This is a genomic window from Nakamurella sp. UYEF19 (assembly GCF_040546275.1).
GTDB lineage: Bacteria > Actinomycetota > Actinomycetes > Mycobacteriales > Nakamurellaceae > Nakamurella.
The window spans coordinates 118,133-141,589 of the sequence record NZ_JBEPNO010000011.1; the positions used below are offsets into that span (position 1 = coordinate 118,133).

Annotated in this window: 21 protein-coding genes; 5 read left to right on the forward strand and 16 right to left on the reverse strand. The window is 67.7% G+C overall.

Annotated features, from left to right (window positions below; all coding sequences use genetic code 11):
* The first annotated feature begins 70 nt into the window (after window positions 1-70).
* On the forward strand, window positions 71-910 hold the full coding sequence (locus ABIB25_RS16205) for a hypothetical protein (RefSeq protein WP_354529501.1): 840 nt from the start codon (window positions 71-73) through the stop codon (window positions 908-910).
* On the opposite strand, the gene ABIB25_RS16210 is transcribed toward ABIB25_RS16205, so the two are convergent.
* From ABIB25_RS16210 to ABIB25_RS16225, 4 genes are all read right to left on the reverse strand, one after another.
* Complete coding sequence (locus ABIB25_RS16210) at window positions 907-2,292, reverse strand: L,D-transpeptidase family protein (protein ID WP_354529502.1); 1,386 nt, start codon at window positions 2,290-2,292, stop codon at window positions 907-909. The two genes, ABIB25_RS16205 and ABIB25_RS16210, sit on opposite strands and share 4 nt — an antisense overlap.
* 220 nt (window positions 2,293-2,512) lie before the next feature.
* On the reverse strand, window positions 2,513-4,009 hold the full coding sequence (locus ABIB25_RS16215) for a phospholipase D-like domain-containing protein (RefSeq protein ID WP_354529503.1): 1,497 nt from the start codon (window positions 4,007-4,009) through the stop codon (window positions 2,513-2,515).
* Between the two features lie 28 nt (window positions 4,010-4,037).
* The gene (locus tag ABIB25_RS16220; RefSeq protein WP_354529504.1) at window positions 4,038-4,358 is read right to left on the reverse strand and encodes an EthD family reductase; all 321 of its coding nucleotides are present in this window, start codon (window positions 4,356-4,358) and stop codon (window positions 4,038-4,040) included.
* A gap of 127 nt (window positions 4,359-4,485) precedes the next feature.
* Window positions 4,486-5,025 (reverse strand): MarR family winged helix-turn-helix transcriptional regulator, encoded by a 540-nt coding sequence (locus tag ABIB25_RS16225; RefSeq protein WP_354529505.1) that lies wholly within the window; start codon window positions 5,023-5,025, stop codon window positions 4,486-4,488.
* 114 nt (window positions 5,026-5,139) lie between these two features.
* On the opposite strand from ABIB25_RS16225, the gene ABIB25_RS16230 reads away from it, so the two are divergent.
* Window positions 5,140-5,652, forward strand: coding sequence for a YceI family protein (locus tag ABIB25_RS16230; RefSeq protein ID WP_354529506.1), 513 nt, complete (start codon window positions 5,140-5,142; stop codon window positions 5,650-5,652).
* A 166-nt stretch (window positions 5,653-5,818) separates the two neighbouring features.
* Here ABIB25_RS16230 and ABIB25_RS16235 read toward each other — a convergent pair whose 3' ends face one another.
* The 8 genes from ABIB25_RS16235 to ABIB25_RS16270 all read right to left on the reverse strand — a co-directional run bounded on the left by ABIB25_RS16235 (window position 5,819) and on the right by ABIB25_RS16270 (window position 17,524).
* Entirely contained in the window at window positions 5,819-8,044 is a 2,226-nt protein-coding gene (locus ABIB25_RS16235) for an alpha-galactosidase (protein WP_354529507.1), read from the reverse strand.
* Window positions 8,041-8,880 carry a DeoR/GlpR family DNA-binding transcription regulator gene (locus tag ABIB25_RS16240; RefSeq protein ID WP_354529569.1) on the reverse strand — a complete coding sequence of 280 codons (840 nt, stop codon included), beginning with the start codon at window positions 8,878-8,880 and terminating at the stop codon, window positions 8,041-8,043. Before ABIB25_RS16240 ends, ABIB25_RS16235 begins: the two co-directional genes overlap by 4 nt.
* Before the next feature lie 154 nt (window positions 8,881-9,034).
* Window positions 9,035-11,128: a beta-galactosidase gene (locus tag ABIB25_RS16245; RefSeq protein ID WP_354529570.1), complete on the reverse strand. Its 2,094-nt coding sequence runs from the start codon at window positions 11,126-11,128 to the stop codon at window positions 9,035-9,037.
* A gap of 74 nt (window positions 11,129-11,202) precedes the next feature.
* Window positions 11,203-12,180 carry a carbohydrate ABC transporter permease gene (locus tag ABIB25_RS16250; protein ID WP_354529508.1) on the reverse strand — a complete coding sequence of 326 codons (978 nt, stop codon included), beginning with the start codon at window positions 12,178-12,180 and terminating at the stop codon, window positions 11,203-11,205.
* A complete protein-coding gene (locus ABIB25_RS16255; RefSeq protein ID WP_354529509.1) occupies window positions 12,177-13,115 on the reverse strand; it encodes a carbohydrate ABC transporter permease in 939 nt (312 codons plus the stop codon). Before ABIB25_RS16255 ends, ABIB25_RS16250 begins: the two co-directional genes overlap by 4 nt.
* A 72-nt stretch (window positions 13,116-13,187) precedes the next feature.
* Window positions 13,188-14,576, reverse strand: coding sequence for an ABC transporter substrate-binding protein (locus ABIB25_RS16260; protein WP_354529510.1), 1,389 nt, complete (start codon window positions 14,574-14,576; stop codon window positions 13,188-13,190).
* Window positions 14,577-14,981: 405 nt separating this feature from the next.
* Window positions 14,982-16,511, reverse strand: a complete 1,530-nt coding sequence (locus ABIB25_RS16265; RefSeq protein ID WP_354529511.1) for an aromatic amino acid lyase — start codon at window positions 16,509-16,511, stop codon at window positions 14,982-14,984.
* Complete coding sequence (locus ABIB25_RS16270) at window positions 16,508-17,524, reverse strand: ornithine cyclodeaminase family protein (protein ID WP_354529512.1); 1,017 nt, start codon at window positions 17,522-17,524, stop codon at window positions 16,508-16,510. The genes ABIB25_RS16265 and ABIB25_RS16270 overlap by 4 nt, the downstream gene beginning before the upstream one ends.
* Window positions 17,525-17,577: 53 nt before the next feature.
* On the opposite strand from ABIB25_RS16270, the gene ABIB25_RS16275 reads away from it, so the two are divergent.
* Window positions 17,578-19,428, forward strand: a complete 1,851-nt coding sequence (locus ABIB25_RS16275; protein ID WP_354529513.1) for a DEAD/DEAH box helicase family protein — start codon at window positions 17,578-17,580, stop codon at window positions 19,426-19,428.
* Window positions 19,429-19,472: 44 nt separating this feature from the next.
* On the opposite strand, the gene ABIB25_RS16280 is transcribed toward ABIB25_RS16275, so the two are convergent.
* From ABIB25_RS16280 to ABIB25_RS16290, 3 genes are read right to left on the reverse strand one after another with little or no spacing between them, the layout of a single operon-like run.
* Window positions 19,473-20,537 carry a cation diffusion facilitator family transporter gene (locus tag ABIB25_RS16280; RefSeq protein ID WP_354529514.1) on the reverse strand — a complete coding sequence of 355 codons (1,065 nt, stop codon included), beginning with the start codon at window positions 20,535-20,537 and terminating at the stop codon, window positions 19,473-19,475.
* Window positions 20,530-21,189 (reverse strand): cation efflux transmembrane domain-containing protein, encoded by a 660-nt coding sequence (locus ABIB25_RS16285; protein ID WP_502919826.1) that lies wholly within the window; start codon window positions 21,187-21,189, stop codon window positions 20,530-20,532. The genes ABIB25_RS16280 and ABIB25_RS16285 overlap by 8 nt, the downstream gene beginning before the upstream one ends.
* Window positions 21,180-21,521 carry an ArsR/SmtB family transcription factor gene (locus ABIB25_RS16290; protein WP_354529516.1) on the reverse strand — a complete coding sequence of 114 codons (342 nt, stop codon included), beginning with the start codon at window positions 21,519-21,521 and terminating at the stop codon, window positions 21,180-21,182. The genes ABIB25_RS16285 and ABIB25_RS16290 overlap by 10 nt, the downstream gene beginning before the upstream one ends.
* A gap of 101 nt (window positions 21,522-21,622) precedes the next feature.
* Between ABIB25_RS16290 and ABIB25_RS16295 the strand changes: the two genes are divergently transcribed.
* Window positions 21,623-22,369, forward strand: coding sequence for a DinB family protein (locus tag ABIB25_RS16295; protein ID WP_354529571.1), 747 nt, complete (start codon window positions 21,623-21,625; stop codon window positions 22,367-22,369).
* A 73-nt stretch (window positions 22,370-22,442) separates the two neighbouring features.
* Window positions 22,443-22,832, forward strand: a complete 390-nt coding sequence (locus tag ABIB25_RS16300; RefSeq protein ID WP_354529517.1) for a helix-turn-helix domain-containing protein — start codon at window positions 22,443-22,445, stop codon at window positions 22,830-22,832.
* A gap of 13 nt (window positions 22,833-22,845) precedes the next feature.
* On the opposite strand, the gene ABIB25_RS16305 is transcribed toward ABIB25_RS16300, so the two are convergent.
* The gene (locus tag ABIB25_RS16305) at window positions 22,846-23,457 is read right to left on the reverse strand and encodes a ClpP family protease (RefSeq protein WP_354529518.1); all 612 of its coding nucleotides are present in this window, start codon (window positions 23,455-23,457) and stop codon (window positions 22,846-22,848) included.

Consider the following 23,457-nt stretch of genomic DNA (forward strand, 5'->3'; position numbering starts at 1 on the left):
AGCCCTGACAGGGGTATTGACAGGGGGAATACGGTCTGGATCAATAGCCTCCCGAAGGAACGTGGCCGTGATGAATCTACGAACTGTTCTGCTGATTCCGGTTGTCGCCTGCGTCGTGCTCGCGAGCAGTTCCGCCTCGGGAGCCGCCGGGCTCAGAACACCGGCGGATCCTGGACCAGTTGCGTCCGGCCGGACCTCCCAACCGCTGTCCACCCTTCCGAGCATCGGTGACACCGTCTTCCATCCGATCACGCCCTGCCGGATCGTCGACAGCCGGAAGGGAGACGGCGGGCACGGGATCTTCACCTCCGTGACGCAGCGCGCAATCACGGTCACGGGAGCAATGGGGTTCGCTCCTCAGGGTGGAAAGTCCGGCGGTTGCGGCATCCCGGCCCATGCGAAGGCGATCACGGCGTCCGTGACGACGACCCAGTCGGCCAACAACGGATACCTCATCGGCTTTCCGACCGGGACTGCCCGACCGCTCGCCAACTTCGGGACCTACCTCAAAGCGACCGGGATGACGGTCGGCGCAAATCTCAGCCTGTCGGACAGTCCCGCTGGCCTGACGATCTACAACTTCGGCGGCCCCACCCACCTGATCATCGACGTGACCGGCTTCTACACGCAGTCCGACAGCGTCCTGATCGACGTCGTCGGCAATCTCTACTACGGTGGAACGACGGTGCTCAGCGCCAGTAGGCCGTCGACCGGCAACTATCAGGTCCAGTTCAACCACAGCATGGTCGGCTGCGCGGTCGTTGCGACGCTGTGGTCGACGGCCTCCACCTACCTGGTGTTCATCGACTATCTCGGGGGCGGAAGTGTGGGCGGAGCGGTCAACGTCCACGTCCGAGACCTTGCCGGAGCGGCTCAGAATTCACCGTTCATGCTGCAGGCCACCTGCTAGGGAACGACGATCTTCTTGCAGCCGAGGGTGGCCGCGCTGTAGCTCCCATACTCCGGAAGTGCCACTGCACAGACGGTGTGGGTGCCTTTCGACAGCGCCCGGAAGCTGATCCGGTAGCCGTGTCCGGCGCTGTAGCCGGGGTAGACGCGGGCGACGTCCGGACGGCTCTGGGTCGCGCGGATGTCACCGATGACGGTGGACCTGGCCGCGGTGTCGTACAGCCGGATCGCCACCACCGCCTCGCGTCTGGTCGGGTTCAGCGCCCATCCCACCGCAATGATGACGTTGCCCCTGACTGACAACGAGTCCAGTCGGCCGAACTCGTTCTGCACCAGCAGGTGGTGGCAGACGATCGAGACCGGTCGGCTGGGTGATCTGGCCGGGATGATGCTGACGCACACCAGGTTTTGCCCGAGGCCCTGTGCCGTCGCGACCGCCCGGTAGCCGGCTCCGGCGCCGGCCCAGGTGTAGGCACGGGCGACGTCCGGTCGTCCGATTCCGGTCCGGACGGTGGCCGAGCTGGTGCCGGCCGGACCCGTGACAGTGACCCTGACCTGCGCGGAACTGGGCGAACCTGGATCGAATGCCCAGCCCGCGACGGTGATCTGCCGGGCGCCCGTTGCCTTCATCGAATCCGCGCGACCGACCGGCACCGACGGCGTCGGCGCCTTCCAGGGGGGGCCGACCCGGATCGAGATGTAGGGATGCTGCGCGGGGTCGAGCCACCGCAGGATCGCCGCCATCGTGGTGCGGGAGACCGAGACGCAGCCCGCGGTGGGCGTGCCGTCGGAGACGTGCAGGAAGAACGCCGACCCCGCGCCTGGCACCCGAGCCAGGTTGTAGTCCATGTTGACGACGTAGTCGTACACGCTGCCGGAGTTGTAGAGGTTCTCGCTGGCGCCGCCGGGGCTGGAGGACTGCCGGACGTGCAGGTTGTACGTGGGTGACGACGGGTTCTCGTCCCACCAATCGCTCGTGTCCGTCTGGAAGTACGGCATGCGGGTGCCGGGATTCGCCTGACGGCCGAACGACTGGGTCAGGGCGAACGTGCCGGCGGGCGTGCGCTCGCTGCCCTCCGACGCTGCGCCGATCCCGGCGCCGCCGACCATCCCGCCGACCGGGCCGATGGCGACCCGCCAGATCCCGTCACTCCCCCGCTGCCAGGCGGTCACGGTAGCCGTCGTGGAGCTGCTGCTGGGAGCGCCGACGGTGATCAGCTGGCTGCTGCCGGCCGGCGCCGGGCTCGGGTCCGCGAGGGCGGCCGGCGCCGCGGCCACTCCGACCGCGAAGAGACCGGAGGCCAGCAACGACGACGCCGTGAGGAGCCGTCCGAATCGTCCGAATCGCGTGCTGCGGGTCCTGGTCGGTGGTCGATCCTGCATCATTCATCCCTCGCCATCTGCGCCGATCGGTCCGGCGCCGCACACGTCGCCTCGGCCAGTGTGCCTCGCCAGACCCCGCTCTGTCCCCGCTCCACGCCGAACAGGCCGACTGATTGGCTACGGACCGACATTCGGGGATAGCGGTGAGTGAGCCGCAGGTCGCTGCCTTTCGGCTGGGCCTGCTCGACGATCCGGTCGGGCAGTCAGCGGACATCGAGGTTCAGTCGCTGTAGTCGATCTCCGGCCAGAGGTCCAGGATGGCCGCCACCTTGTGCTGCATCATGTACGCGTGGTCGTACGACGGCTTCTCGCCGACTGCGGTCAACGCCTCCCGCAGTTTGCGGAAGGTGGTGGACGGCCCGGCCCGATGCTGTAGCAGGTAGTAGTAGGTGCGCGCCGGACCGCCGACGTACTCGGTGTACGAGTGCAGCACCCGCCCCGGTGAGGTGACGGCCGAGAGCACCGCGGGACGGCCGGACGCCGGCACCGAGATCGGCACGATGTGCCAGCCCGCGCGATAGGTCGGGCGCGGCTTGCCGGACGAGCGGGGCGCCTCGTCGCTCCAGAACACATCGACGTCCAGGACGGCAGCACGCGAGGTCGATGTCGGCGCCCGGTACTCGGACCGGAGCTGTTCCAGCTGCTCCTGCGCCGACTCGGAGGCCCTTCCGTCCTGGGTGAGGGTGGCGAGATAGATGTACTTGGGCCGCGGCCACTCCACCGGTTCGACCACCCCGTCGTCCTCCGGCTCGACGGCAGTCTCCGGTGCGGTCGCGCTCTCCGGTAAGGCTGCGCTCTCCGTAACGGCGGCGCTCTCCGGCTCGACGGCAGTCGCCGGTACGGCTGAGCTCTCCGGCACGACCGCGCTGTCCGGCACGACCGCGGGTTCCGGTTCGCCCGCCGTTTCCGGTGCGACTGCATTTCCCGGGTCGATTGCACTTTCCGATACCGCGACGGCCTCCGGTGGCTGAGCAGCCCCGGCTTCGTCCTCAGATCCTGCGACGCTCTCGGGCATCGGTGACAGCTCCACGATTGACGGTTCCAGCAACGCTGGTACGGCGGGTTCGGATGCGGCAGGTTCGGATGTGAAGGTTTCCGATGCAACGGGTTCCGGCCGGGGCGCCGACACATTCACCGGTGCGGGCGGACGCACGGGTGCCGCCGCCGCAACACGCTCGACCTGCCGATCCGCCGAGCTTGCGCGGTGGGGAACCGGCGGACGGAATCGCGAGGAGGCTTCCTGCAACCAGGCCTCCGTCAACGGTTCACCCGCCCTGCGCTTCCACTCCTGCAGTGCACCGTGCAGTTCCTCCACCGTCTCGCTCTCGTCGGCGACCAGCACCGCCTCGTCGAACGATCTGCCGGACGACGATGTCACGTCCGCCGAACCGACGACGACGAAGGACGGATTGCCCACCGCGAGCAACGCCTTGGCGTGCAGAGAATCCAACGAGTGGACCCGGACACCGCGGCGGGTCCATCGCAGTAGCACCTGCGGATCGGTGGCACCCGACGCCAGCGCGGCATCACCCGCGTTGACCACGATGGTGGCCGGTCCGCGCAGCGGCAGGTACTGATCGGCGTCCGACCCGACGAAGGCAATCGCGGCCCGCACGTCGTTGTACCCCGACAACAGGCCCTTGATCTGCATCCAGACATCCCTGCCGTGGATCAGCCGCGCGGACCGGTCGTCCAGTCCCAAGCTCATCTTCCCCATAGCCAGCAGTATGTCCGAGCCGTGAGCATCAGAACGTCACGGCTACTTCGACCTCGGAGAAGAGGATCCGCACGCCGCCGGTCGCAAGACCGAAAATACTCGGGAAGAGCGCACCCGCCTGCTCCGTGGAGACCGCAGCACTGGCCGTGGCGTAGTCGGGGAAGTACAGGTCGATCGTGCGGTAGGCGGGGGTCGGCGAACCGTCCTCCTTCGGCCACACCTTCGAGGTCTCGATGGACTGCAGTCCCGGCAGCGCCGAGGCCAGATCCACCTGCCCGTCGGCGTAGCCCGCCTCGAAGGCATCAGGGTCGGTCGGATTGTCGTAGATGACGGTGATCTTGGTGGGCAAGATGTCCTCCGTTCTCCCGGTCGACGTTGGTCCCGCAAGGGGCGAGGAGCGTGACCGGTGGGTCTGTTCCTGACATCGTCAGTCTGTCAGCACCGCCGCACCGGGCTGACGCCGGTCCGTCGTGCGGTCACGAACAGGGCATTCCCGGACAGGGCGGCGGGAGCTGCTGACCATCGTTCAACTCGGCCTCCAGCAAGGTCATGCCCTTGAGGAACGTGGTGCGCTCACCGGGGCTGAGTTTGTCGAGCGCCCGGGCCATCGGCGCCGTCGCGCCGTCCAGCCAGGTCGAGAGGGCCTTGTCGTGCTGCGGAAGAAGGGTGACGATCGTCCGTCTCCGGTCCTCCGGATCGGCGGAGCGCTCGACGAAACCGGCCTGTTCGACGTCGGCGATGATCCCACTCACGGTGGGCAGCGTCAGGCCGAGCTCTGACGCCAGCCGGCCGACGGTGAGCGGACCGTGTTCGCTCAGCAAGGACAGCGCAACCCCATGGCGCGGGCCGAGTTTCGCCTCCTGCACACCCATCGGCACATGCCGCCGACGGAGGCCCCTGGTGACCTGTGGCAGCAATTGCACGAGCTTGCGCAGGCACTCCTGCAGGGTCTCGCCCTCCGCCTCGACGGACGCCGTCGGGACCTCCTCGCTGCGGTCGCGACGGCTGGCCCTCATGAGATCCAGATTACCGCACCACGACCAAACACTTCGGCCATCCGAAGTATTCGTGTAGGGTCATCCACGATCTCCGGTTCACCGGATCCGACAAAACCTGTGGAGGTTCTTCCGATGGCAGACACCAGTTTGGCCGCCTACGTGGGCACGTGGACGCTGGACGCAGCGGCGACCAGCATCGAGTTCCGCACCAAGGCGATGTGGCTCCTGCCCGTCAAGGGCACGTTCAAGGCAGTCTCCGGCACCGGTGTCGCCACCGACGACGGAACCGTCACCGGCACCCTGGTCATCGACCCGGCCTCGGTCGGCACCGGCATGGCCAAGCGGGACGCCCACCTGGCGACCGACGACTTCTTCGACGTCGCCAAGTACCCGACCTTCACCTACACGCTGACCGGCGTGAAGCCGGCCACCGACGGAAAGCTGACCCTGCTCGGCACCTTCACCGCACACGGGCAGACCCACCCGCTCGAACTCGTCGGCACCATCAACTCCGCCGCACCGGGCGCTGTCACGGTCACCGCCGAGGGCGACCTGGACCGCACCGAGTGGAGCCTCAACTGGACCAAGATGGGCGCCGGCGTGCACAACCATCTCATCGTCAAGGCAGTGTTCAAGAGGGCCTGATCCGCGGCGGGCCGGATGATCTCGACGGCAAGAGGTGCAGCCGAGCGGTATGACCCAGCCAACGCCCCGGGCCAAGCGGTATGACCCAGCCGTCACCGGTAGGCCCGCCCGTCGTCATACCGGTGCAGCTGGGGTCATACCGGTGCGACGGGCAGCCGGTCCCGTTCTACCGGGCGGTCAGCTCCAGCAGCAGGGCCTGCTCGGGGTGCAGCACCGGCACCGCGAGGCCGACCGTCTCCAGAATTCGACCGGACAGCGTGACGGAGCCGTCCGCCATCCACAGCGGTGGCTCGCGGTGCACGAACCCGGTCTCGCCGGTCGGGTCGAGCACCGTCACGGTGTAGTCGCGATCCGGATCCAGCCCCGGGAACCGCATCGGCACCGGACCTTCGCCGACGCCGCTGGTCAGCTGGGCGTACGAGAACACGGCGGCCGAGCCGTCCTTGGCCACCACTCCCGACACCGTGGCGGCCGGGTCCGGGTGATCGGCGTTCACCACGGTGCCGGTGTGCAGCAGTGGCCGCAGCCGCCGGTAGGCAGCGATCACGGCGCCCAACGCCGCACGATCGGACGGACTGGCCGCGCTGATGTCCCACTCTGCGCCGAAATGCTGGAACAGCGCGGTGGCGGCCCGGAACGCGAGACCCTGGGTGCGGCCGGTGGTGTGCGAGGTGGCCGGCCCGACGTGCGCGCCGATCAGCTCCGGCGGGAGCAACAACCCGGTCCACCGCTGGATGTGCTGCCGCTCCAGGGCGTCGTTGCAGTCGCTGGCCCAGACGCGGTCGGTCCTGGCCAGGATGCCCAGATCCACCCGAGCCCCGCCGCTGGCGCAGCTCTCGATCTCCAGTGACGGATTGGCCGCCTTGAGATCGTCCATCAGGCGGTAGACGGCCAACGTCTGGGCATGGGCGCCGGGACGTCCCTGGTGCATCGGATTGACGAGATCCCGGTTGTGGTCCCATTTCAGGAAGCTGATCCCGTATTCCTTGACCAGACCGTCGATCTTGGCGAACAGGTACTGCCTTGCGCTGGAGTTGGCGACGTCGAGCACCTGCTGCTGGCGGGCCTGCGCAGGGATCACCCCCGGGGGTGCGAGCAGCCAGTCCGGGTGGGCGCGGTAGAGATCGGAGTCCAGGTTGATCATCTCCGGCTCGACCCACAGGCCGAACTGCATCCCGAGCCCGGTGACGTGGGACACCAAGGGTCCAAGGCCATCCGGCCAGACCTCCGACGAGACGTCCCAGTCACCCAGCGAAGTCGTGTCGTCGCGGCGGCCGCCGAACCAGCCGTCGTCCAGCACGAACCGCTCGATGCCCAGAGCTGCCGCCTGGTCGGCGAGGTCGTTCAGCCGGGCGAGGTCGTGATCGAAATACACTGCCTCCCAGGTGTTCAGCACGGCCGGCCGGGGCGATGACGGGTGGGAGGCAAGCGAACGCTGGTAGGTGTGGAAGCGGTCTGAGACCCCGTCCAGGCCGGCGCTCGAGAAGGCGCCGAAAACTGTGGGCGTGGCGTACGACTCACCCGGCGCGAGCTCGATCTCACCAGGCGACAACAGTTCTGCGGCACCCAGCATCCTGGTGCCGTCGGGCTGCGCCTCGGCCCAGGTGATCTGGTCGCCGCTCCAGGCCAGGTGCGTCGCCCAGACGGATCCGTGACGGTTGCCGAAGCCCGGGCTCCCGGCGATCGTCAGGAAGGCACTGTCGGCTGCCGTCCGTCCCCGTCGGTTCTCCCTGGTCACTGCGCCCATGACGAAAGGCCTGCGCTGGGGAGCTCTTTCGCGGCACCAGCGTCCGGTGAAGTCCATGAGTTCCAGGGCCTGCTGCGGGACGGGCAGCACGACAGCCAGTTCGCGAAGTTCGTACGCACTCTGCCCGGTGTTGGTGACCTGGTGACGGACCTCGAGCAGACCGGACACCCGCAGCGACCACCACGAGCGGACCGAGAGCCCGGCGGCCTCGTCGACGAGCTCGAACTCGACCGAGGCGCCACTCCCGGGATCCCCGGCGGACAGTGTCTTCCCGTCGATCTGCACGCTCGCCAGTTGCAGCAGCGTCGGCGCGCTGCCGCCCGCGCGGTGCCCGGACAGACCGGGCCGTCCGCGGTAGCCCCCCGCGGTTTCGGGCAGCAGACCACGGGGCAGCGGTTCGTCGGTGACGGCGCGCGGCACCGCCGGGACCATGGCTCGGGCCAGCGACGACAGGGTGGACGGCGACAACTCCGTCAGGTCCGCACCCCAGTGCAGCACCACGGGCTGTCCAGGACCGCGGGCGTCGATCAGCACGCTGACGCCCTCCCGGCGAAGGTGCACCAGGTTCCCGGCGGGATCCTGTGTCGGTGCCCCACCCGACGACCCGTCCACAGCGAATCCGCCGGCCTTGGAAACAGCTGTCACCGGACTATTTCTCCGTTTCGCGATGAAGAACTCCAGTCGTTGCCGGCGAGCGCACCCTCGTGCACCGGCACCACGATCAATTCCCCGACCTGATCCTCGAGAACCTGCCTGGCCTCATCGGAAATGCCCTCGTCGGTGATCAGGACGTCGGCCACGGACAACCGGCCGAAGTCGGCAAGGCCGACGGTCCCCCACTTGGTCGAATCGGCCAGCACCACCACCTGACGGGCACTGGCGATCAGCGCCTGGTTGGTCTGGGCCTCGGCGAGATTAGGCGTGGTGTAACCGGCCCGGGCGTCCATGCCGTGCACGCCGATGAACAGCCGGTCGACGTGCAACGAAGCGATGGCGCGGTCCGCGATCGGCCCGACGAGGGCCGCGCTCGGCGTGCGGACGCCACCGGTCAGCACCACGCTCATGTGCAGCGGCTGCCCGCCTGCGGCGAGCATGTCTGCCACGGTCGTCGAGTTGGTGACCACCGACAGCGGCTCGGTGGCGCCCTGCAGACCTCGGGCCAGCATCCACGTGGTGGTGCCGGCGGACATGGCGATCGAGGAGTTCGGCTCGACCAGCGACACCGCCCTGGCGGCGATGGCACGCTTCGCCGGCTGCTGCATGGAGCTCTTGGCCTCGAACCCGGGTTCCTCGACGCTGCTGACGGCGAGCACGGCGCCGCCGTGCACCTTCCTGAGCCAGCCGTGGGCCTCGAGCTGCTCCAGGTCACGGCGGACCGTCATGTCCGAGACACCCAGCAGTTCGGTCAGTTCGCTGACCCGGACGCCCCCGGCCCGCTCCACCTCGGCCAGAATCAGCTCACGTCGTTGTGTCGCCAGCACGGTAGTCGTCCTTTCCCCGGGATCGATGAGATGCGTCCGCCCGGCAGTGTCGTGACCGGCAATGTCGTAACCGGCAATGTCGTGACCGGCAATGTCATGACCGGCAATGTCATGACCGGCCATGTCATGACCGGCCATGTCCTGATCGGCAATGTCATGGGGCGGCGACCAGCGGCGTTGCCACCACCGCGACCTGGCCGGGCGGGAGTGAAGTGCCGGTGTCCCATGGCTTTCCGGTGAGCAGATCTGTTCCCTCGCACACAAGGGGGACTGCCTCGGATCCGTGGTTGAACGCGAAGAGGTAGCTGGTGTGTTCGTCCTCCCGGACGACGGCGTCGAAACCGGCCGGCCAGCTTTCCATGTCCAGGACCGGTTGCACCCCGGCCGCGGCGCACGCCTTGACCAACAGCCCGGCGAGCAGGTCGGTGCCCAACTCGGTCCCGACATACCAGGCGGAGCCGGGCACCGATCCTCTACCGGCGGCGAGGACCCGACGGGTGACAGCCGGTTCGCCGGCCCACTGGCCACCGGCGAAGGACACCAGCACCTCGACGTCGGGCTCCACTCGGCCGATCAGCTCCGACCAGGTACTGCCCACAGGGGGATCGCCTTCGCCGCTCTCGGGCGGACCGTAATCGAGATCGGGCGAAACCGTCAGCGGGACAACGTCTCCGGCCAGCATCGGGGAGAATTCCTCGGTGCGGATGCCGAGCAGATCGGTGAACGCCCCGGGATAGCCGCCGAGGCGGATGTGATCGTCGACGTCGACGATCCCGGAGAAGTACCCCACCACCACCGTGCCGCCGTTCTCGGCGAACGAGGCAAGATTGGCTGCGGCGTCATCGGTGCAGAGGTAGAGCGCCGGGACCAGGACCACCTGGTAGCGGCTCAGATCACGGTCGGGGTGGACGAAGTCACACGTGTAACCGTTCTGCCAGAGGAGCCGGTGCCAGCGGCGGACCCGTTCCATCTGGTCGACGTCGACACTGGGGTGCGAATCGAGCTCGACACCCCACCAGGAGTGCCAGTCGAAGGCGATCGCAATTCGGGACCGGGTCCGGCTGCCGGCGACGTCCGCCAAGGCCGCGATGTCGGCACCGAGATCGCAGACTTCGCGCCAGCGCCGGCTGTCGGTACCCGCATGCGGAAGCATTGCGGAGTGGTACTTCTCCGCGCCGGCGCGAGAGGCCCGCCACTGGAAGAACAGGGCGCCGTCGGCGCCACGCGCAACGTGGGACAGACTGTCACGTCTCATCTGTCCGGGAGCCTTCGCCGGGTTTCGCGGCTGCCAGTTGACCGCGGACGTCGAATGCTCCATCAACAGCCAGGGTGCGTCATCCGCCAGCGACCGCACCAGGTCGGCGGCCATCGCGAGATCGTGGGTGGCACCGTCGGGACCCAGCGCGGCGAACCGGTAGTGGTCGTTGCTGATCAGGTCCATCTCCTGCGACCAACGCCAGTAGTCCATCGGCTTCCAGAACTGCATGAAGTTGGTCGTCACCGGAAGACCGGAGCGGTCGCGGACGATCTGCGCCTCGGCCCGGTAGCAGTCCAGCAGCTCGTCGGAGGAGAAGCGCGAGAAGTCCAGCTGCTGGGTGGGATTGGCGAAGGTCTGGTAGGCGGGCGTGCGGGGCGGCAGCACCTCGGCCCAGTCGTAGTAGTGCTGGCTCCAGAAGGTGGTGCCCCAGGCCGAATTCAGCTCGTCCAGCGTGGAGTACCGACGCTGCAACCACTTCCGGAACGCCTCGGCGGAGACCTGGCAGTAGCAACTCCAGTTGTGGTTGCCGTATTCGTTGTGCACGTGCCACATCACCACGGCGGGGTGGGCCGCGTAACGATCGACGATCGCGGTTGTCAGGGCGGCCGCAGCGTCGCGGTAGGCGGCCGAGGACGGGCAGAACGCCTGCCGCCCACCGTAATTCCGGGTGACCCCGTCGACGTCGACGAGCATCGACTCCGGGTGGCGGTGGGACAGCCAGGGCGGCGGGGTGGCCGAGGCGTTGGCCAGATCGACGGCAATCCCGCCGGCGTGCAGCAGGTCCAGGATCCGGTCCAGCCAGCCGAAGTCGTACTGGCCCGGAGCGGGTTCGAGCAGTGCCCAGGAGAAGATCCCGACGGACACCAGGTTGACGCCGGCCTCCTGCATCAGCGAGACATCCTCCGGCCACACACTTTCCGGCCACTGCTCGGGGTTGTAGTCTCCTCCGAACGCGAGAGCACCGCCGAGCCGCTCGGTGACCTTGGCCATCGACGCTGAGAAGTGTTCTGCACGGTCGGGAAGGGTGGCGGCCAGGGAACCCCTGGCCGCCTTCAGGTCCTCCGTCATCCCTTGTTGGCTCCGAGGGTCAGACCGGCGACAAACTGACGCTGCAGCACCAGGTACACGATCAGCACCGGAATCGCGGACATCAGGGCGCCCGCCGACAACAGGTTGTAGTTGGTGGCGAACTGCCCGTTGAGGTTGTTCAGACCGGAGGTGATGGGAAGGCGATCGCCCTTCTGCACCAGCAGCAACGCCCAGAAGAAGTCGTTGTAGATGAAGATGACCTCGAGCGTTGCCAGGGCGGCCAGCGCGGGCCGGCAGAGAGGAAGGATGATCTTCCAGTACTGCTTCCAGATGCTCGCGCCGTCGACCTGCGCCGCCTCGGTCAGCTCGATCGGCAGCGCCTTCATGTAGTTGCTCATGACGAACGTGCAGAAACCGAGCTGGAATGCGACGTTGACCGCGATGACGATGTAGTAGGTGTTGATGAACGAGCCGGAATCCGAGATCGACGCCGGCAGCGGGGTGTGCTTGGCGATCTGGAACAGCGGGGTGGCCAGGACCTGCTGCGGCAGCAGGTTTCCGGCGGTGAAGAGGATCAGCAGCGGCACGTTGAACCGCCAGGACACCCGGGACAGCTTGAACGCGGCGAACGAGGCGAGGATGAGCGTCAGGGCCACGGCGGGGATGGTGATGATCGCCGAGTTCAGGAAGAACTTGGGCAGCTGGGCCTGCTGCCAGGCGTCGACGTAGTTCTGGAAGTTGTACGGACCACCCACCGAGAAGAAGGAGTGGTCGGCGAAGTAGTCGTTGGGGCGCAACGAGGTGTAGAAGGTCCACAGCAGTGGGATCGTCCACAGTGCGGCGGCGATGATCAGGAAGATGAGGATCCCGATGCGGCCGCCCTTGCTGCCGCGGGTCAGCGGCGAGCCGGTCGGAATGGCTGCCTTCTTCTCCCTCCTGCGCGCCACGGGTTCCGAGGCGGGAGGCTGCAGGCCCGCGACACTGCCCGTCGCTTCGCTCGCCCTGGAAGTCATCGCTTGTCCTCCTTGAATGCCTGGGTCAGGTAGCTGATGATCGGGACCAGCGCGATCACCAGCAGGATGACGGCAAGGGCGGAGGCGTACCCGACACGGGCCGCCGCTCCGCTGTTCGTGTAGATCATCGTGGCGAGCAACTGCAGGCCGTTGGTGCCCTTGTTGATGATGAAGACGATGTCGAAGGCCCGGAGCGCCTCGATCACGGTGATGACCACGATGACGATGTTGATCGGCTTCATGGCCGGGAAGACCACCCGGAAGAACGTCTGCCGGGAGGTGGCGCCGTCGATCGCCGCCGCTTCCCGCAGCGATGGGTCGACACCCTTCAGGCCGGCCAGGTAGAGCACCATGATGTACCCGATGTGTTTCCAACTGGCCGCGATCAGCGCCGCCCAGAGATTGATGTTCGGGTTGCCGAACCAGTCGATCTTGGTGCCCAGAACACCGTTGATCAGGCCCTGGTCGGGCGAGAAGATCAACTGCCAGATCACCCCGACGAGGGCCAGGGAGAACATCACCGGCAGGAAGAAGATGCTCTGCATGATCTTGCTGCCAGGCAGTTCCCGATCAAGGAGGACAGCGAGGAAGATGCCGGCCGGGCTGGCGATGAACGCGAGAAAGGCCAACCAGATGAGGTTGTGCCGCACGGCCGGCCAAAAATTGGGATCGATGCCGAATACGTTGGCGTAGTTGGTCGTGCCGATCCATTCGATCTTTCCGAACGAGCCGACACCGTTCCACTTGGCGAACGACAGGATGATCGAACCGATGGCCGGGAACCAGACCAGAACGGCCTCGATCAGGGTCGGAATACCGATCATCAACGAGATGACGACCCGGTCCTTCGTGGTCAGCCTTCGCACACGGCGATTCTTGGCCAACGGCTTCTCGATCGGGGCCTGCGGAACCGGTGTCTGCTGCGTTGCGGTCACAAGGTGGACTCTTTCTGCCTCGAGAACCCGTCCGGGCCGGCCGTGGAGGCCGGCCCGGACGAGCGTGACTGGTTAGGAGGTGAAGATCGTCTTGGCCTGGGCCTCGAGGCTCTTCGTCACCGAGTCGGAGTCCCCGTCCTTCAGGAACTGCTGCAGCGCCGGAATGACGACCGGGCTGGCGAAGTCGGGCCGGCTGTCGCGATCCAGGAACTGCGAGATGGTCTTGGCCGAGCCGATGAGCTCGGCCGAGCGCTTCTGCAGCGGCGTGTAGTTGGCGGTGCTTGCCGTCTTGTTGGCGGCTACGACGCTGGAGTCCTTCTTCAGGTAGGTCAGTTGCGCCTCCGGCGACGCCAGGAAGGTCATCAGCAGCCTGCTCTGCTCCGAGGTGCCCTTGCTGCTCAGCAGGAACCCGTCGATCGGCGCCTCGACGGCGTCCATGCCGATGTTCGAGTCGACCTCCGGGAATGCGAAGAAGTCGATGTCGGTGTCGCCTTTCGGGAACTGCTGGGCTACGAACGAGCCGAGCACGTACATCCCCGCCTCCTTCTTCACCAGGGACAAGGCTGCTTCCTGCCAGGTCCGGCCGAGGGCACCGGTCTGCAGGTAGGGGAACAGGCCCTTCCAGGTGTCGAAGACCGTCTTGACCTTCGGGTCGGTCCAGGATTCCTTGTGGGTGGCCACCAGGTCCATGTGGAACTGGTAGCCGTTGATCCGCTGGTTCAGGTAGTCGAACGTGCCCATCGCGGGCCAGCCGTCCTTGTCCCCGAAGGCGATCGGTGTGAGGCCGTCCTTCAACATCTTGGCTGACAGCGTCTTCAACTCGTCCAGGGTCTTCGGGACGACGTAGCCCTTGGCCTTGAACACGCTGGGCCGGTAGAAGATGGCCCAGGGGTAGTTGTCGAACGGGACGAAGTACTTCTTGCCGTCGGCGGCGGTGGATGCCTTGATGAAGGCGTCGGAGTACTGGTCCTGGAAGCCTGACCAGACGTCGTCGATCGGGGTCAGCAGGCCCTGGGCGGCGAAGAACTGCATGCGGTTGCCGGCGAACCAGGTGAGGACCTCGTCCGGGCTGCCCTGCAGGTAGTTGTTGATGTTCTCCTGGAAGGAGTTGTGGTCGATCGTATTGACCTTGACGGAAGTCGTCGAAGCCTTCGTGAAGGCGTCGAACACGTCCTGGTAGGCCGCCTTCGGGACGGCGTCGGACTGGTTGGAACCGAACGACACCGTGCCGCCGAGCTGCTTGATGCTGCTCGACGCGCTGCTGGAACCCACAGCGGAGGAGGCAACCGAACTTGCCGCACCCGAAGTAGCCACGCTCGAACTGCTGGTGGCGGCCGCCGAGGTGGCCGCACTGGTGGTGGAGCTGGTTGTGCTGGTAGTTGCGGCAGACGTGCCGGTGCAGGCGGCGAGCAGTGGCACGGCGGCGGCGCTGGCCGCACCCGCGCCCAGTACCCGCAGCATCGTCCGACGATTCATGCCAGTCTTGCCCAGTAACGCCCCGAAGTCCGAGCCAGTCACCTTTGACCTCCGATTTCACGGTGGGCCGACCATCGACCACCGAATGCGAACAGAACTTCCCACTCAATGATGGTGAAGTCAACAGGCGGCGGTTACAAAGCCGTAACAGTCGTGATCCAGCACACAAGGATCCCACGCGGCGCATCCGGGGCTAACCCGGGGTCACCGCGCCCGATGACCGGTCGATGCACCCGCCGAACCGGTCTGAACTGGGCAAATCGGTAGTCGTCATCCGTCAGGACGGCACTGCGGAGCGTGTGTGGCGCGGCTCGACCCCACACATTTACCAACATTTGACTCATCGGTGCAGCCTCACGCGGCGGCGACTGGCAGGCGCTCAGTCGTGTTTCAGACCCCGGACGGTCGATCGCGGAGCAACAGGCTCGCACCGAGCAGGTGTCGAAGGGCTTCGATGTCCGGCCCGAACGACCGGTCCTGGCGGATCGGTTCGACCACGGTCCGGACGGCCGCGAGGGCGGCCGCAAGTCCCGCCCCGATCCGGCGGCCGGACATCTCGACCGCGTGTGACGCCGTCAGCAGTTCGCAGGCGAGCACCTCGACGCAGCCCTCCAGCGCGGTACGGGCGTTGGCCGCCGCCTCCCAGCTGAAGGTCTGGACGTCCTCCTGGCCGAAAGAGGTCTCCATCGACCCGACGAGGCTGGACGAGGTCGTCCGGCGCAGTTGGTGCACCACCCCGACAGCTCGTTTGTGGACGGCGATCAGACCGGTCCGCTGCTCCGGGTCCGCGGCCAACTGGGCCACCAGGCCGGTGACCCTGGCCTCGAGCATCCGATGCGTCCGGGCGGCCGACACCTCGGCCGCGTGGACCAGCGCCACGCTGACGGCGTCGAGGTGAGCAGCCAGATCGAGACCGTGGAAACCGGGGGTGGCATGGAAGTCACCGTCCAGGAAGGCCGGGGAATCCGTGATGCCGTCCAGCGCGCGATCGACCGCGCCCTGCAGCCCGTGCACCGCCCGGGTGAGGTGGGCCAGCACGGCACCCGCCACCCGGAAGGACACCGGTGCCTGCAGCGATCTCGGCTCGGCGTCCGAATCGAGAAGGTGTTGCCGCAGCACGGTGTTCACCTGCGCCAGCTCTGGGTCGGCTCTGGCCAGTCCGGCGTGGTGGACGTCCTGGGGAGCGGCTGCGGCCACCAGGCCGAGAGCCACCACCAGCTGGGTGTTCTCGACCAGTCCAATCACCCTGCGGGCCAGCAGGAGCGCCTGGGCCGTGGTGCCCGGGACACCCTGCAGCAGCGCGACGCCCTCCTTCGCGCCGAGCTCGATCGCGGTGATGTCGTTCACGCGGAGCACTTCTGCCGCAGCGGTACTCGACTCGTCCTCCAGGACCGAGCCGACGCCGAGCAGCGGGCCGAAAGCATGGGCCAGTGGGATGATCTCGCCGGCGCTGCCCACTCCCGTCGCCGGGATCGCGGGATGGATGTCCGCCTCGAGGAACCGGACCAGCAGTGTCACCAACTCCGGTGACACCCCGGCATCGCCGAGCAGGAACGTCCGGAGGCGAACGGCCAGCACAGCTCTCGCCGTCTCCGGCGGCAGCCACGGCGGACCGCCGACGGCCCGCGCCGGCAACAGGTCGCGCTCGTGCCGAGCCTGCTGGTCCGCGGTGAGCCGGATGCTGCTCTGCGCGCCCATGCCGGTGTTCACCCCGTAGACCGCGCGCCCGTCCTGCAGGGCGGCGAGCACCTCCACCCGGCGAGCACCGATCCGCTCGAGAAGTGCTGGTGTCAGGTGGATCCGACGACCGACGGCCACGGCGGCGATGGCTGCCTGATCCAGATCGGCCGGGCCGTTCACCTCCAGTACGCGCACCTCCGGCGCCGTCCTCTCCGGCTCCGTGACCTCTGGCACCGTCATCGGTAGCGCACCATGGTGCCGGTCTCCGCCTGCTCGGCCCGCGTCAGGATCATCTGCGCAACGGCGACGTCGAGGATGGACAAACCTCGGTGCCACAGCAGGATTCGCTCCTGCGGAGTCTCCCGGCCTGGGATCTCCCCGGCGACGATTCGACCGAATTCGGCGTACAGGTTCGCCTCGCTCAGCCGGCCGGTGTCGACGTGGCGGCGGAGCGCTCCGAAACGACCGGACCGTGCCTCCCGCCAGTCGTCGACGACCACCTTGTCCATCACCTCGAGCAGGTCGAGTTCGACGGCGCTGATCGTCCCGTAGGGCACGACGAAGGCTCCTGGCTCGACGACCCCGGTGCGGAGCAGCGGCTCCGGCTCGACGAGACGGGAGGCCTCGACGAGGATGTCGGCGCCGGCAAACGCCTCCTCGGCGGTGTCCACCACCCGGACCGGCGTGCTCATCTCCGCCCTCAGCTGCTCGGCGAACGCCTCCCGGGATTCCGGACGCCTGCTGGTCACCCGGATCTCGTCGAACTCGAACAGCGAGTCCAGCATCGTGACGTTGGAGAAGGCGGTGCCGCGGGCGCCGACGTGCCCCAGGATCTTCGAGTCGGGGCGGGCGAGATGTTTGGCGCCGGCCGCCGTCATCGCGCCGGTGCGGGCCTCGGTGATCCCGGTGGCGTCGAGGATCGCCGACGGCACCCCGTTGGTCGGGTCGTAGAGCGTCACCAGCCCGAGTTCACTCGGCAACCCCTGCAGATGGTTCGGCACGAAGTCGCCGACCACCTTGATTCCGCTGACGCCGTGCGGGCCCAACGTCGAGACATGGCCCCGCAGCACGTTGAAGTGCCCGATCCCGCCGTTGTCCGGGACGAGGTGCACGCGGGGTTCGAACACCGTGTGGCCCCGCCCGTGCTCGGCCACCACGTGCTCCACCGCGCCGATGACTTCCTGGCGGGAGATGCACAGTGAGTCGATGTCCGGTCCCGAGAGGAACCGGAGCCAGAGTTCGCGATCGGCCATCGCTCGACCCTACGTCGCGGCTCCAGCCCACCCTGGCCTCTACCCTTGGGCCCATGCCGACCCCTCGCAGGACGAAGACGGCCAGGGCGAAGCCGTCCGGTTCGAAGGCGGCCGGGGCGAAGACCGGCGCGAAGGCGGCCGGCACCAGGACGGCACAGCCACGGAAGGCTCGGCGGCCGGGCCCGACGCCGGTCGAGGTTCCCGAGGACGGCCGACTCTGGCTGCTGGACGTCCCGTTCCAGACCCGCCCGCCCGGCGCGGTCTACGACCGGGCACGGAAAGTTCACGTCTACAGCGGCCCCGAACTCCTGCCCGAGCTGCTGCCCTATCGGTCGCAGCCGTTCAGCTGGCGACGGTGGCTGGAGGACGACCTCAACGGCGGGCCGGCGACCCTCCCGGACGATCTCCGACCGGCACCGGCGATGGAGCCGCGGCCCATGCAGACCGAAGGTGCTGCAGCCATTCTCGCTGTGGCACGCAGCGAGCACGGCGGCACAGGGGCCCGGGGTATGCTGCTGACCGACGACGTCGGGACCGGCAAGACGCTGACCGCCTGGCTCGGGATCCTCGGCGTTGCGAGGGATCGCGGCGCGACGAATGTGCTGGTGCTGGTCGACCGGCCACGGCAGATCACCGTGCCGCACTGGGTGCGGACGATCCGCGCCACCGGTACCGAAGGTCTCCGGGTGCTGATCTGCTCACCGGACGAACTGGCCCACCTGCTGGTCCGCGGCCGGCCACGCTGGCGGATGGACCTGGTGATCGCCGACGAATCGCACCTGTACCGCAACGTGGAAACCCAACGGGTACAGCGCTTCCGCCGGATCACCCGGTTCGCCGATGAACACCACAAGGCACCGTTCGTGCTGAACATGACGGCGACCCCGGCCAACCATCCGGCCGAGTTGACCTACCTGGCGCCACTTCTCGCCCAGGTCCACGCCGAGCCCACCGCCCGCTGGGCGAACTTCGGCGAACGCCTTGCCGAGTCAGGGATGCCGCTGGTGAAAAACTACGGGCGATGGGTGTGGAACGAGCGGGCCGCTGCCGACCCCGCCGAGCAGTCGGCGTCCACCGCCCGTCTTCGGGGCTGGCTGTCGGAGGCGTCACCACCCTTGACCCTGCACCGGGCAGCCCCCTGGGGTCCGGCCCCGCTGGACCTGATGCCGGTCCAACTCGACCTTTCCGAGCAGGCCGCCTACCGGACGGCGTGGAGCGCCTTCCAGCAGGCGATCGCCGATCTGGCCGCCGACCGCGCGGTCCGATCGAACCCGTCGGCCGGGGTGGCCCGTGGAGGCGCGGCGGTACTCCGCCTGCGGCAGAAGGCGTCGATGATCAGGGCGACCACCACGGCTCAGTGGGCAGTGAGCACCGTCGCCGCGGGGAGGCAGGCGTTGATCTCCTGCGAGTTCCTGTCCGCCGCCGCCGAACCCATCGCCGACGCAGTGGAGGCGTCCGGCGTGCGGGTGGCACGACTGTACGGAACCGCGGTCTCGGGCAAGGATCTCGAGGCGGAGCGGCTGCTCTTCCAACGCGGGCTTGCGCCGGTCGTCGTGTTCACTCCCACCACCTCGCTGTCCCTGCACGCCCGGGAGATGTTGGGCGACGGGACCTTCGCGACCGATCAGCCCCGAGAGGGGCTGATGCACAACGTCCGCTACTCCGGTCTGGCCGGCCGGCAGATCCTGGGCCGATCGCACCGGGACGGGCAAGTCTGCCCGTGGTGGCTGGCCTACGCGCAGAACTCCGTCGAGGAGACCATCGCGCAGATCATGATCGGTCGATTCAAATCGGCCAACGACACCGCCGGCGCCGACAGCGAGACGCTGACCGCGATCGCCGAAGCCCTTGGTGTGTCCTGGCTCCCGATCGATTTGTTGGTGGGTCACGGGTCCGACGGCTGACGCTGGTCTTGTCGGTCACGATCCGTTGGCGCTCGGTCAGCGGATCAGTGTGGCCGATGTTCGGACGGCGCGGTGGGCACGGTTGGTACAAGTTCGGCGTCCCCGGCGGGCACGTGACGGCGGCCGTGGGGCTCCTCGCAGTTCTCCCCCAGCTGCGACACCTCCTCGCCGGACACGCTTCCGGCCTTCGCGTGGTCGACCTGCAGGGTGGTGTGATCGATCCGGTACTCGCCCCGCAGGAGGACCTCCAGATCGCGGCGCACGGCGTGGCAGTCACCGGTCGGGTCGACCAGGATGTGGGCCGACAGCGACGGCATGCCCGAGGTGACGTCCCAGATGTGCAGGTCGTGCACCTCGGCGACGCACGGGCGGGCGGCCATGGCCGGTCCGATGAGGTCGGGGTCCAGGTTTGCCGGCGCCGCCTCGAGGAAGATCCGCCCGGACTCCCGGACCAACCCGTAGCCGCCCTTGATCATCAACGCCGCGACGATCAAGGCGGCAATGGCGTCGGCACGGGCGAACCCGGTGAACATCACGAGCAGACCCGCGATGGCCGTCGCGATGAACGCGTACAGGTCGTTGAGGATGTGCTGGAACGCGCCCTCGACGTTCAGGCTGGTGCGGTTGGCCTTCGAGATCAGCCAGGCCGCGACGATGTTGACGGCAATTCCGAACATGGCAGTGATGAACACGAGCAGACCTTCGACCTCGGGCGGATCGATCAGGCGATGGATGCCCTCGTAGACGAACCAGACGGCGAGCAGCAGCAGGGTCAGGCCATTGGCCTGGGCCGAGAGGATCTCGGCCCGTTTGAACCCGTAGGTCCAGCGACCCTGGGCGGGTTTGGCGGACAGCCGGATCGCGAGGAGGGCGAGCGCGATCGAGGCGGCGTCGGTCAGCATGTGCCCGGCATCGGTGATCAACGCCAGCGAACCGGCGATCACCCCGACGACCACCTCGACGATCAGGAAAACGACGATCAGCGCCAGGGCGCCGGTCAGATAGCGGCGGTCTGCGTCAAGGGCAACGCCGTGGCTGTGACCGTCATGCCCGCCGGCGGGGCCATTGCCGTGCGGGTGACTGCTCTGTGGGTGGGCGTGATCAGGCATCGGAGCACGACCCGGCATTCGGCGCACAGCAGTTGTCACCCTTCCAGGCTTCCCGCCCTTCCCTGACGGCGACGACGGCGATCACCAACGCGGCGATCGGATCGGCAAAGGTCCAGCCGAACAAAGAGTTCAGGGCCAATCCGACCAGCAGGACGGCCGAGAGATAGGTGCAGAGCAGGGTCTGCTTCGAGTCTGCGACCGCCGACCGCGAGTCGAGCTCGCGGCCGGTGCGGCGCTGACCGTAGGACAGGAACGGCATGACGATCAGGCTGAGGCCGGCCAGGACGAGCCCGGGGGTGGAGTGCCGCGCTTCCGTTCCGCCGACCAGGGAGAGCACCGCGTCGATCGAGACATACGCGGCCAGCGCGAAGAAGGAGTATGCGATGACGCGGAGAGCGACCTTCTCCCTGGCCTCCGGGTCCTTGCCGGCGAACTGCCAGGCGACAGCGGCGGCCGAGGCCACCTCGATGACGGAGTCGAGGCCGAAGCCGACCAGGGCCGCCGAAGACGCCATCGTCCCCGCGGTGATGGCCACCGCCGCCTCGATCACGTTGTAGGTGATGGTGGCCGCGACGAACAGACGGATGCGCCGGTGCAGGACGGCTCGACGATCGGCGTCGACGAGAGTGGGTGCCGTTGTCATCAGCAGCATTCCGCCGAGTTGGCACCGAGCCCGGCGCAATACTCGGGATCGACGGCCAGCACCACGCTCATCAGGTCGGTGAGGGCGTGGGCGAGGCGGGGATCGGCCAACTCGTAACGCGCCCGCCGTCCCTCGGGAACGGTCACCACCAGCCCACAGCCGCGAAGGCACGTCAGGTGATTGGACAGGCTCTGCCGGCTGACGCCGAGCAGTTCGGCCAGATCCGACGGATAGCTCGGCGCCTCGCGCAACGCCAGCAGCACGCGCGCCCGGGTCGGGTCGGACAGTGCATGGCCGAAACGGGCCAGGACAGCGCCGAAGGTCAGGGTCTCCATGGCCAAAACAGTACACCCGCTGATGAATTCATCCGGGTGTGAATGATTCCGCCGACCGTGCGCTCGAGGGTGGCCATCGCGCCACCGACGACATATTCTCGGCAACCATGGCAGCTTTCACCCGCTCCGACGACCTGCGGGGTGCGGAGTTCGATCACACGGTCCTGAGCGGTGCACGCTTCGTCGGGGCCGACCTCTCCGGCGTCGTGATGCGCGCCGTCGAGGTCCAGGGTGCCGACATCGACGCGCCCTGGCTCTTCGACGGCGACGGCTCGTTCCTGGTCAACGGCGTCGATGTGATCCCACTCGTCGACGCGGAACTCAACCGGCGCTTTCCCGGCCGCGCCGACCGGCGGGCCGACGATCCGGACGGGCTACGCGCCGCCTGGGGGGCGCTCCAGCAGACCTGGGCGGCGACCCTCGATCGCGTCACGACCATGCCGCCAGGGACCGTCGACGTGTCGGTCGGCGGCGAGTGGTCGTTTGCCCAGACGCTGCGGCATCTGGTGATGGCGACCGACACCTGGCTCGGTCGCGCCATCCAACAGATCGAGCAGCCCTACCACCGGTTCGGCATGCCGAACGCGGAGGCCGGGGACGACGGGCTCGACCTGGGGATCTTCGTCGACCCGTCGTACTACGCCGAGGTGCTCGAGGTCCGGGCCGGTCGTGTCGCGATGGTCGGCGACTTCCTTGCGGCCGTCACATCCGACGAGCTGGTCGCGACGTGCGAGAACCCGTGGGCACCCCAGTATCCGGAGACCGTCCGCTCCTGCCTGCACACGATTCTCGAGGAGGAGTGGGAGCACCACCGCTTCGCAGTGCGCGACCTCGACACGATCGCTGCGAGGTAGACGGGGATCTGCTCGGAGCGAACACGTCTGGTTGTCACTATCGCCGTTAGGGACCGGCTCCTACAGTTGGTCCATGAAGCCCGGAGACGAAGGCGCAGTCGTCAGATTTCCCTCACCCACCGCCCGGCCGCCCGCCGACGGGCCGCCGCCGGGATCGGATCCACTCTGGCGCGAGCTGGTCGGTCAGGTGCTCAGATCGGAACGGGTCGAACTGGGGCGCACCCTCCAGCAGGTTTCCGAACGGGCCGGTGTGTCGGCCCAGTATCTGTCGGAGGTCGAGCGCGGCCGCAAGGATCCGTCCTCGGAGATGCTCGAATCCATCTGCGGGGCAGTCGGTCTGGGCCTGGCCGACCTCCTGGCCGCCGCGTCCGCCCAGATCCTCTCGACTCGGATCGGCTCCACGGGTGCCTATCTCGGCGCCCCCACGACCCGCCCGTTCGGGGTCACCTCGATGGCTGCCTGACGGAGTACCCGGGTCAGGCAGCCGGGGCAACCACTTCCTTCCGCGCGGGGATGATGCGGTCCGCGAGTCCGTAGGCGACAGCCTGCTCGGCCGTGAAGACCTTGTCCCGCTCCGTGTCTGCCAGTAGCGTGGCCACGCTCCGACCGGTGTGCCGGCTGAGCACGTCGTTCATCTGCGCCCGGACTCGGAGCACTTCCTGGGTGTGCAAGGCAAGATCGGAGATGGTGCCCTGTCCGCCGATCGAGGGTTGGTGCAGCAGCACCCTGGTGTGGGGCAGCATCGACCGCCGCCCGGCCGAACCGGCCGACAACAGCACGGCGGCACCGGATCCGGCCTGTCCGACGCAGGTGGTGGCCACCGGAGCCTCGACGAACTGCATCGTGTCGTAGATGGCCATCGTGGCCTGCATCGATCCACCGGGCGAGTTCAGGTAGATCGAGATCGGCTGCCCGCTCGATTCGGAGTCGAGGTAGAGCAGCTGGGCGACCACGACATTCGCGACGTCGTCATCGATCTCGGTCCCGAGGTAGATGACCCGCTCCGTCAGCAGACGGGAGTAGACGTCGACGACCCGGTCACCGTTGGGGGTCTTCTCGATGACGGTCGGCACCGTGTAGTGGCCCAT

Coding starts and splice junctions, on each gene's coding strand:
- ABIB25_RS16205 (WP_354529501.1), top strand. CDS start 71: ATGAATCTACGAACTGTTCTGCTGATTCCGGTTGTCGCCTGCGTCGTG.
- ABIB25_RS16210 (WP_354529502.1), bottom strand. CDS start 2,292: ATGCAGGATCGACCACCGACCAGGACCCGCAGCACGCGATTCGGACGA.
- ABIB25_RS16215 (WP_354529503.1), bottom strand. CDS start 4,009: ATGGGGAAGATGAGCTTGGGACTGGACGACCGGTCCGCGCGGCTGATC.
- ABIB25_RS16225 (WP_354529505.1), bottom strand. CDS start 5,025: ATGAGGGCCAGCCGTCGCGACCGCAGCGAGGAGGTCCCGACGGCGTCC.
- ABIB25_RS16230 (WP_354529506.1), top strand. CDS start 5,140: ATGGCAGACACCAGTTTGGCCGCCTACGTGGGCACGTGGACGCTGGAC.
- ABIB25_RS16245 (WP_354529570.1), bottom strand. CDS start 11,128: ATGGCCAAGGTCACCGAGCGGCTCGGCGGTGCTCTCGCGTTCGGAGGA.
- ABIB25_RS16250 (WP_354529508.1), bottom strand. CDS start 12,180: ATGACTTCCAGGGCGAGCGAAGCGACGGGCAGTGTCGCGGGCCTGCAG.
- ABIB25_RS16260 (WP_354529510.1), bottom strand. CDS start 14,576: ATGCTGCGGGTACTGGGCGCGGGTGCGGCCAGCGCCGCCGCCGTGCCA.
- ABIB25_RS16265 (WP_354529511.1), bottom strand. CDS start 16,511: ATGACGGTGCCAGAGGTCACGGAGCCGGAGAGGACGGCGCCGGAGGTG.
- ABIB25_RS16270 (WP_354529512.1), bottom strand. CDS start 17,524: ATGGCCGATCGCGAACTCTGGCTCCGGTTCCTCTCGGGACCGGACATC.
- ABIB25_RS16275 (WP_354529513.1), top strand. CDS start 17,578: ATGCCGACCCCTCGCAGGACGAAGACGGCCAGGGCGAAGCCGTCCGGT.
- ABIB25_RS16280 (WP_354529514.1), bottom strand. CDS start 20,537: ATGCCTGATCACGCCCACCCACAGAGCAGTCACCCGCACGGCAATGGC.
- ABIB25_RS16285 (WP_502919826.1), bottom strand. CDS start 21,189: ATGCTGCTGATGACAACGGCACCCACTCTCGTCGACGCCGATCGTCGA.
- ABIB25_RS16295 (WP_354529571.1), top strand. CDS start 21,623: ATGGCAGCTTTCACCCGCTCCGACGACCTGCGGGGTGCGGAGTTCGAT.
- ABIB25_RS16300 (WP_354529517.1), top strand. CDS start 22,443: ATGAAGCCCGGAGACGAAGGCGCAGTCGTCAGATTTCCCTCACCCACC.
- ABIB25_RS16305 (WP_354529518.1), bottom strand. CDS start 23,457: ATGGGCCACTACACGGTGCCGACCGTCATCGAGAAGACCCCCAACGGT.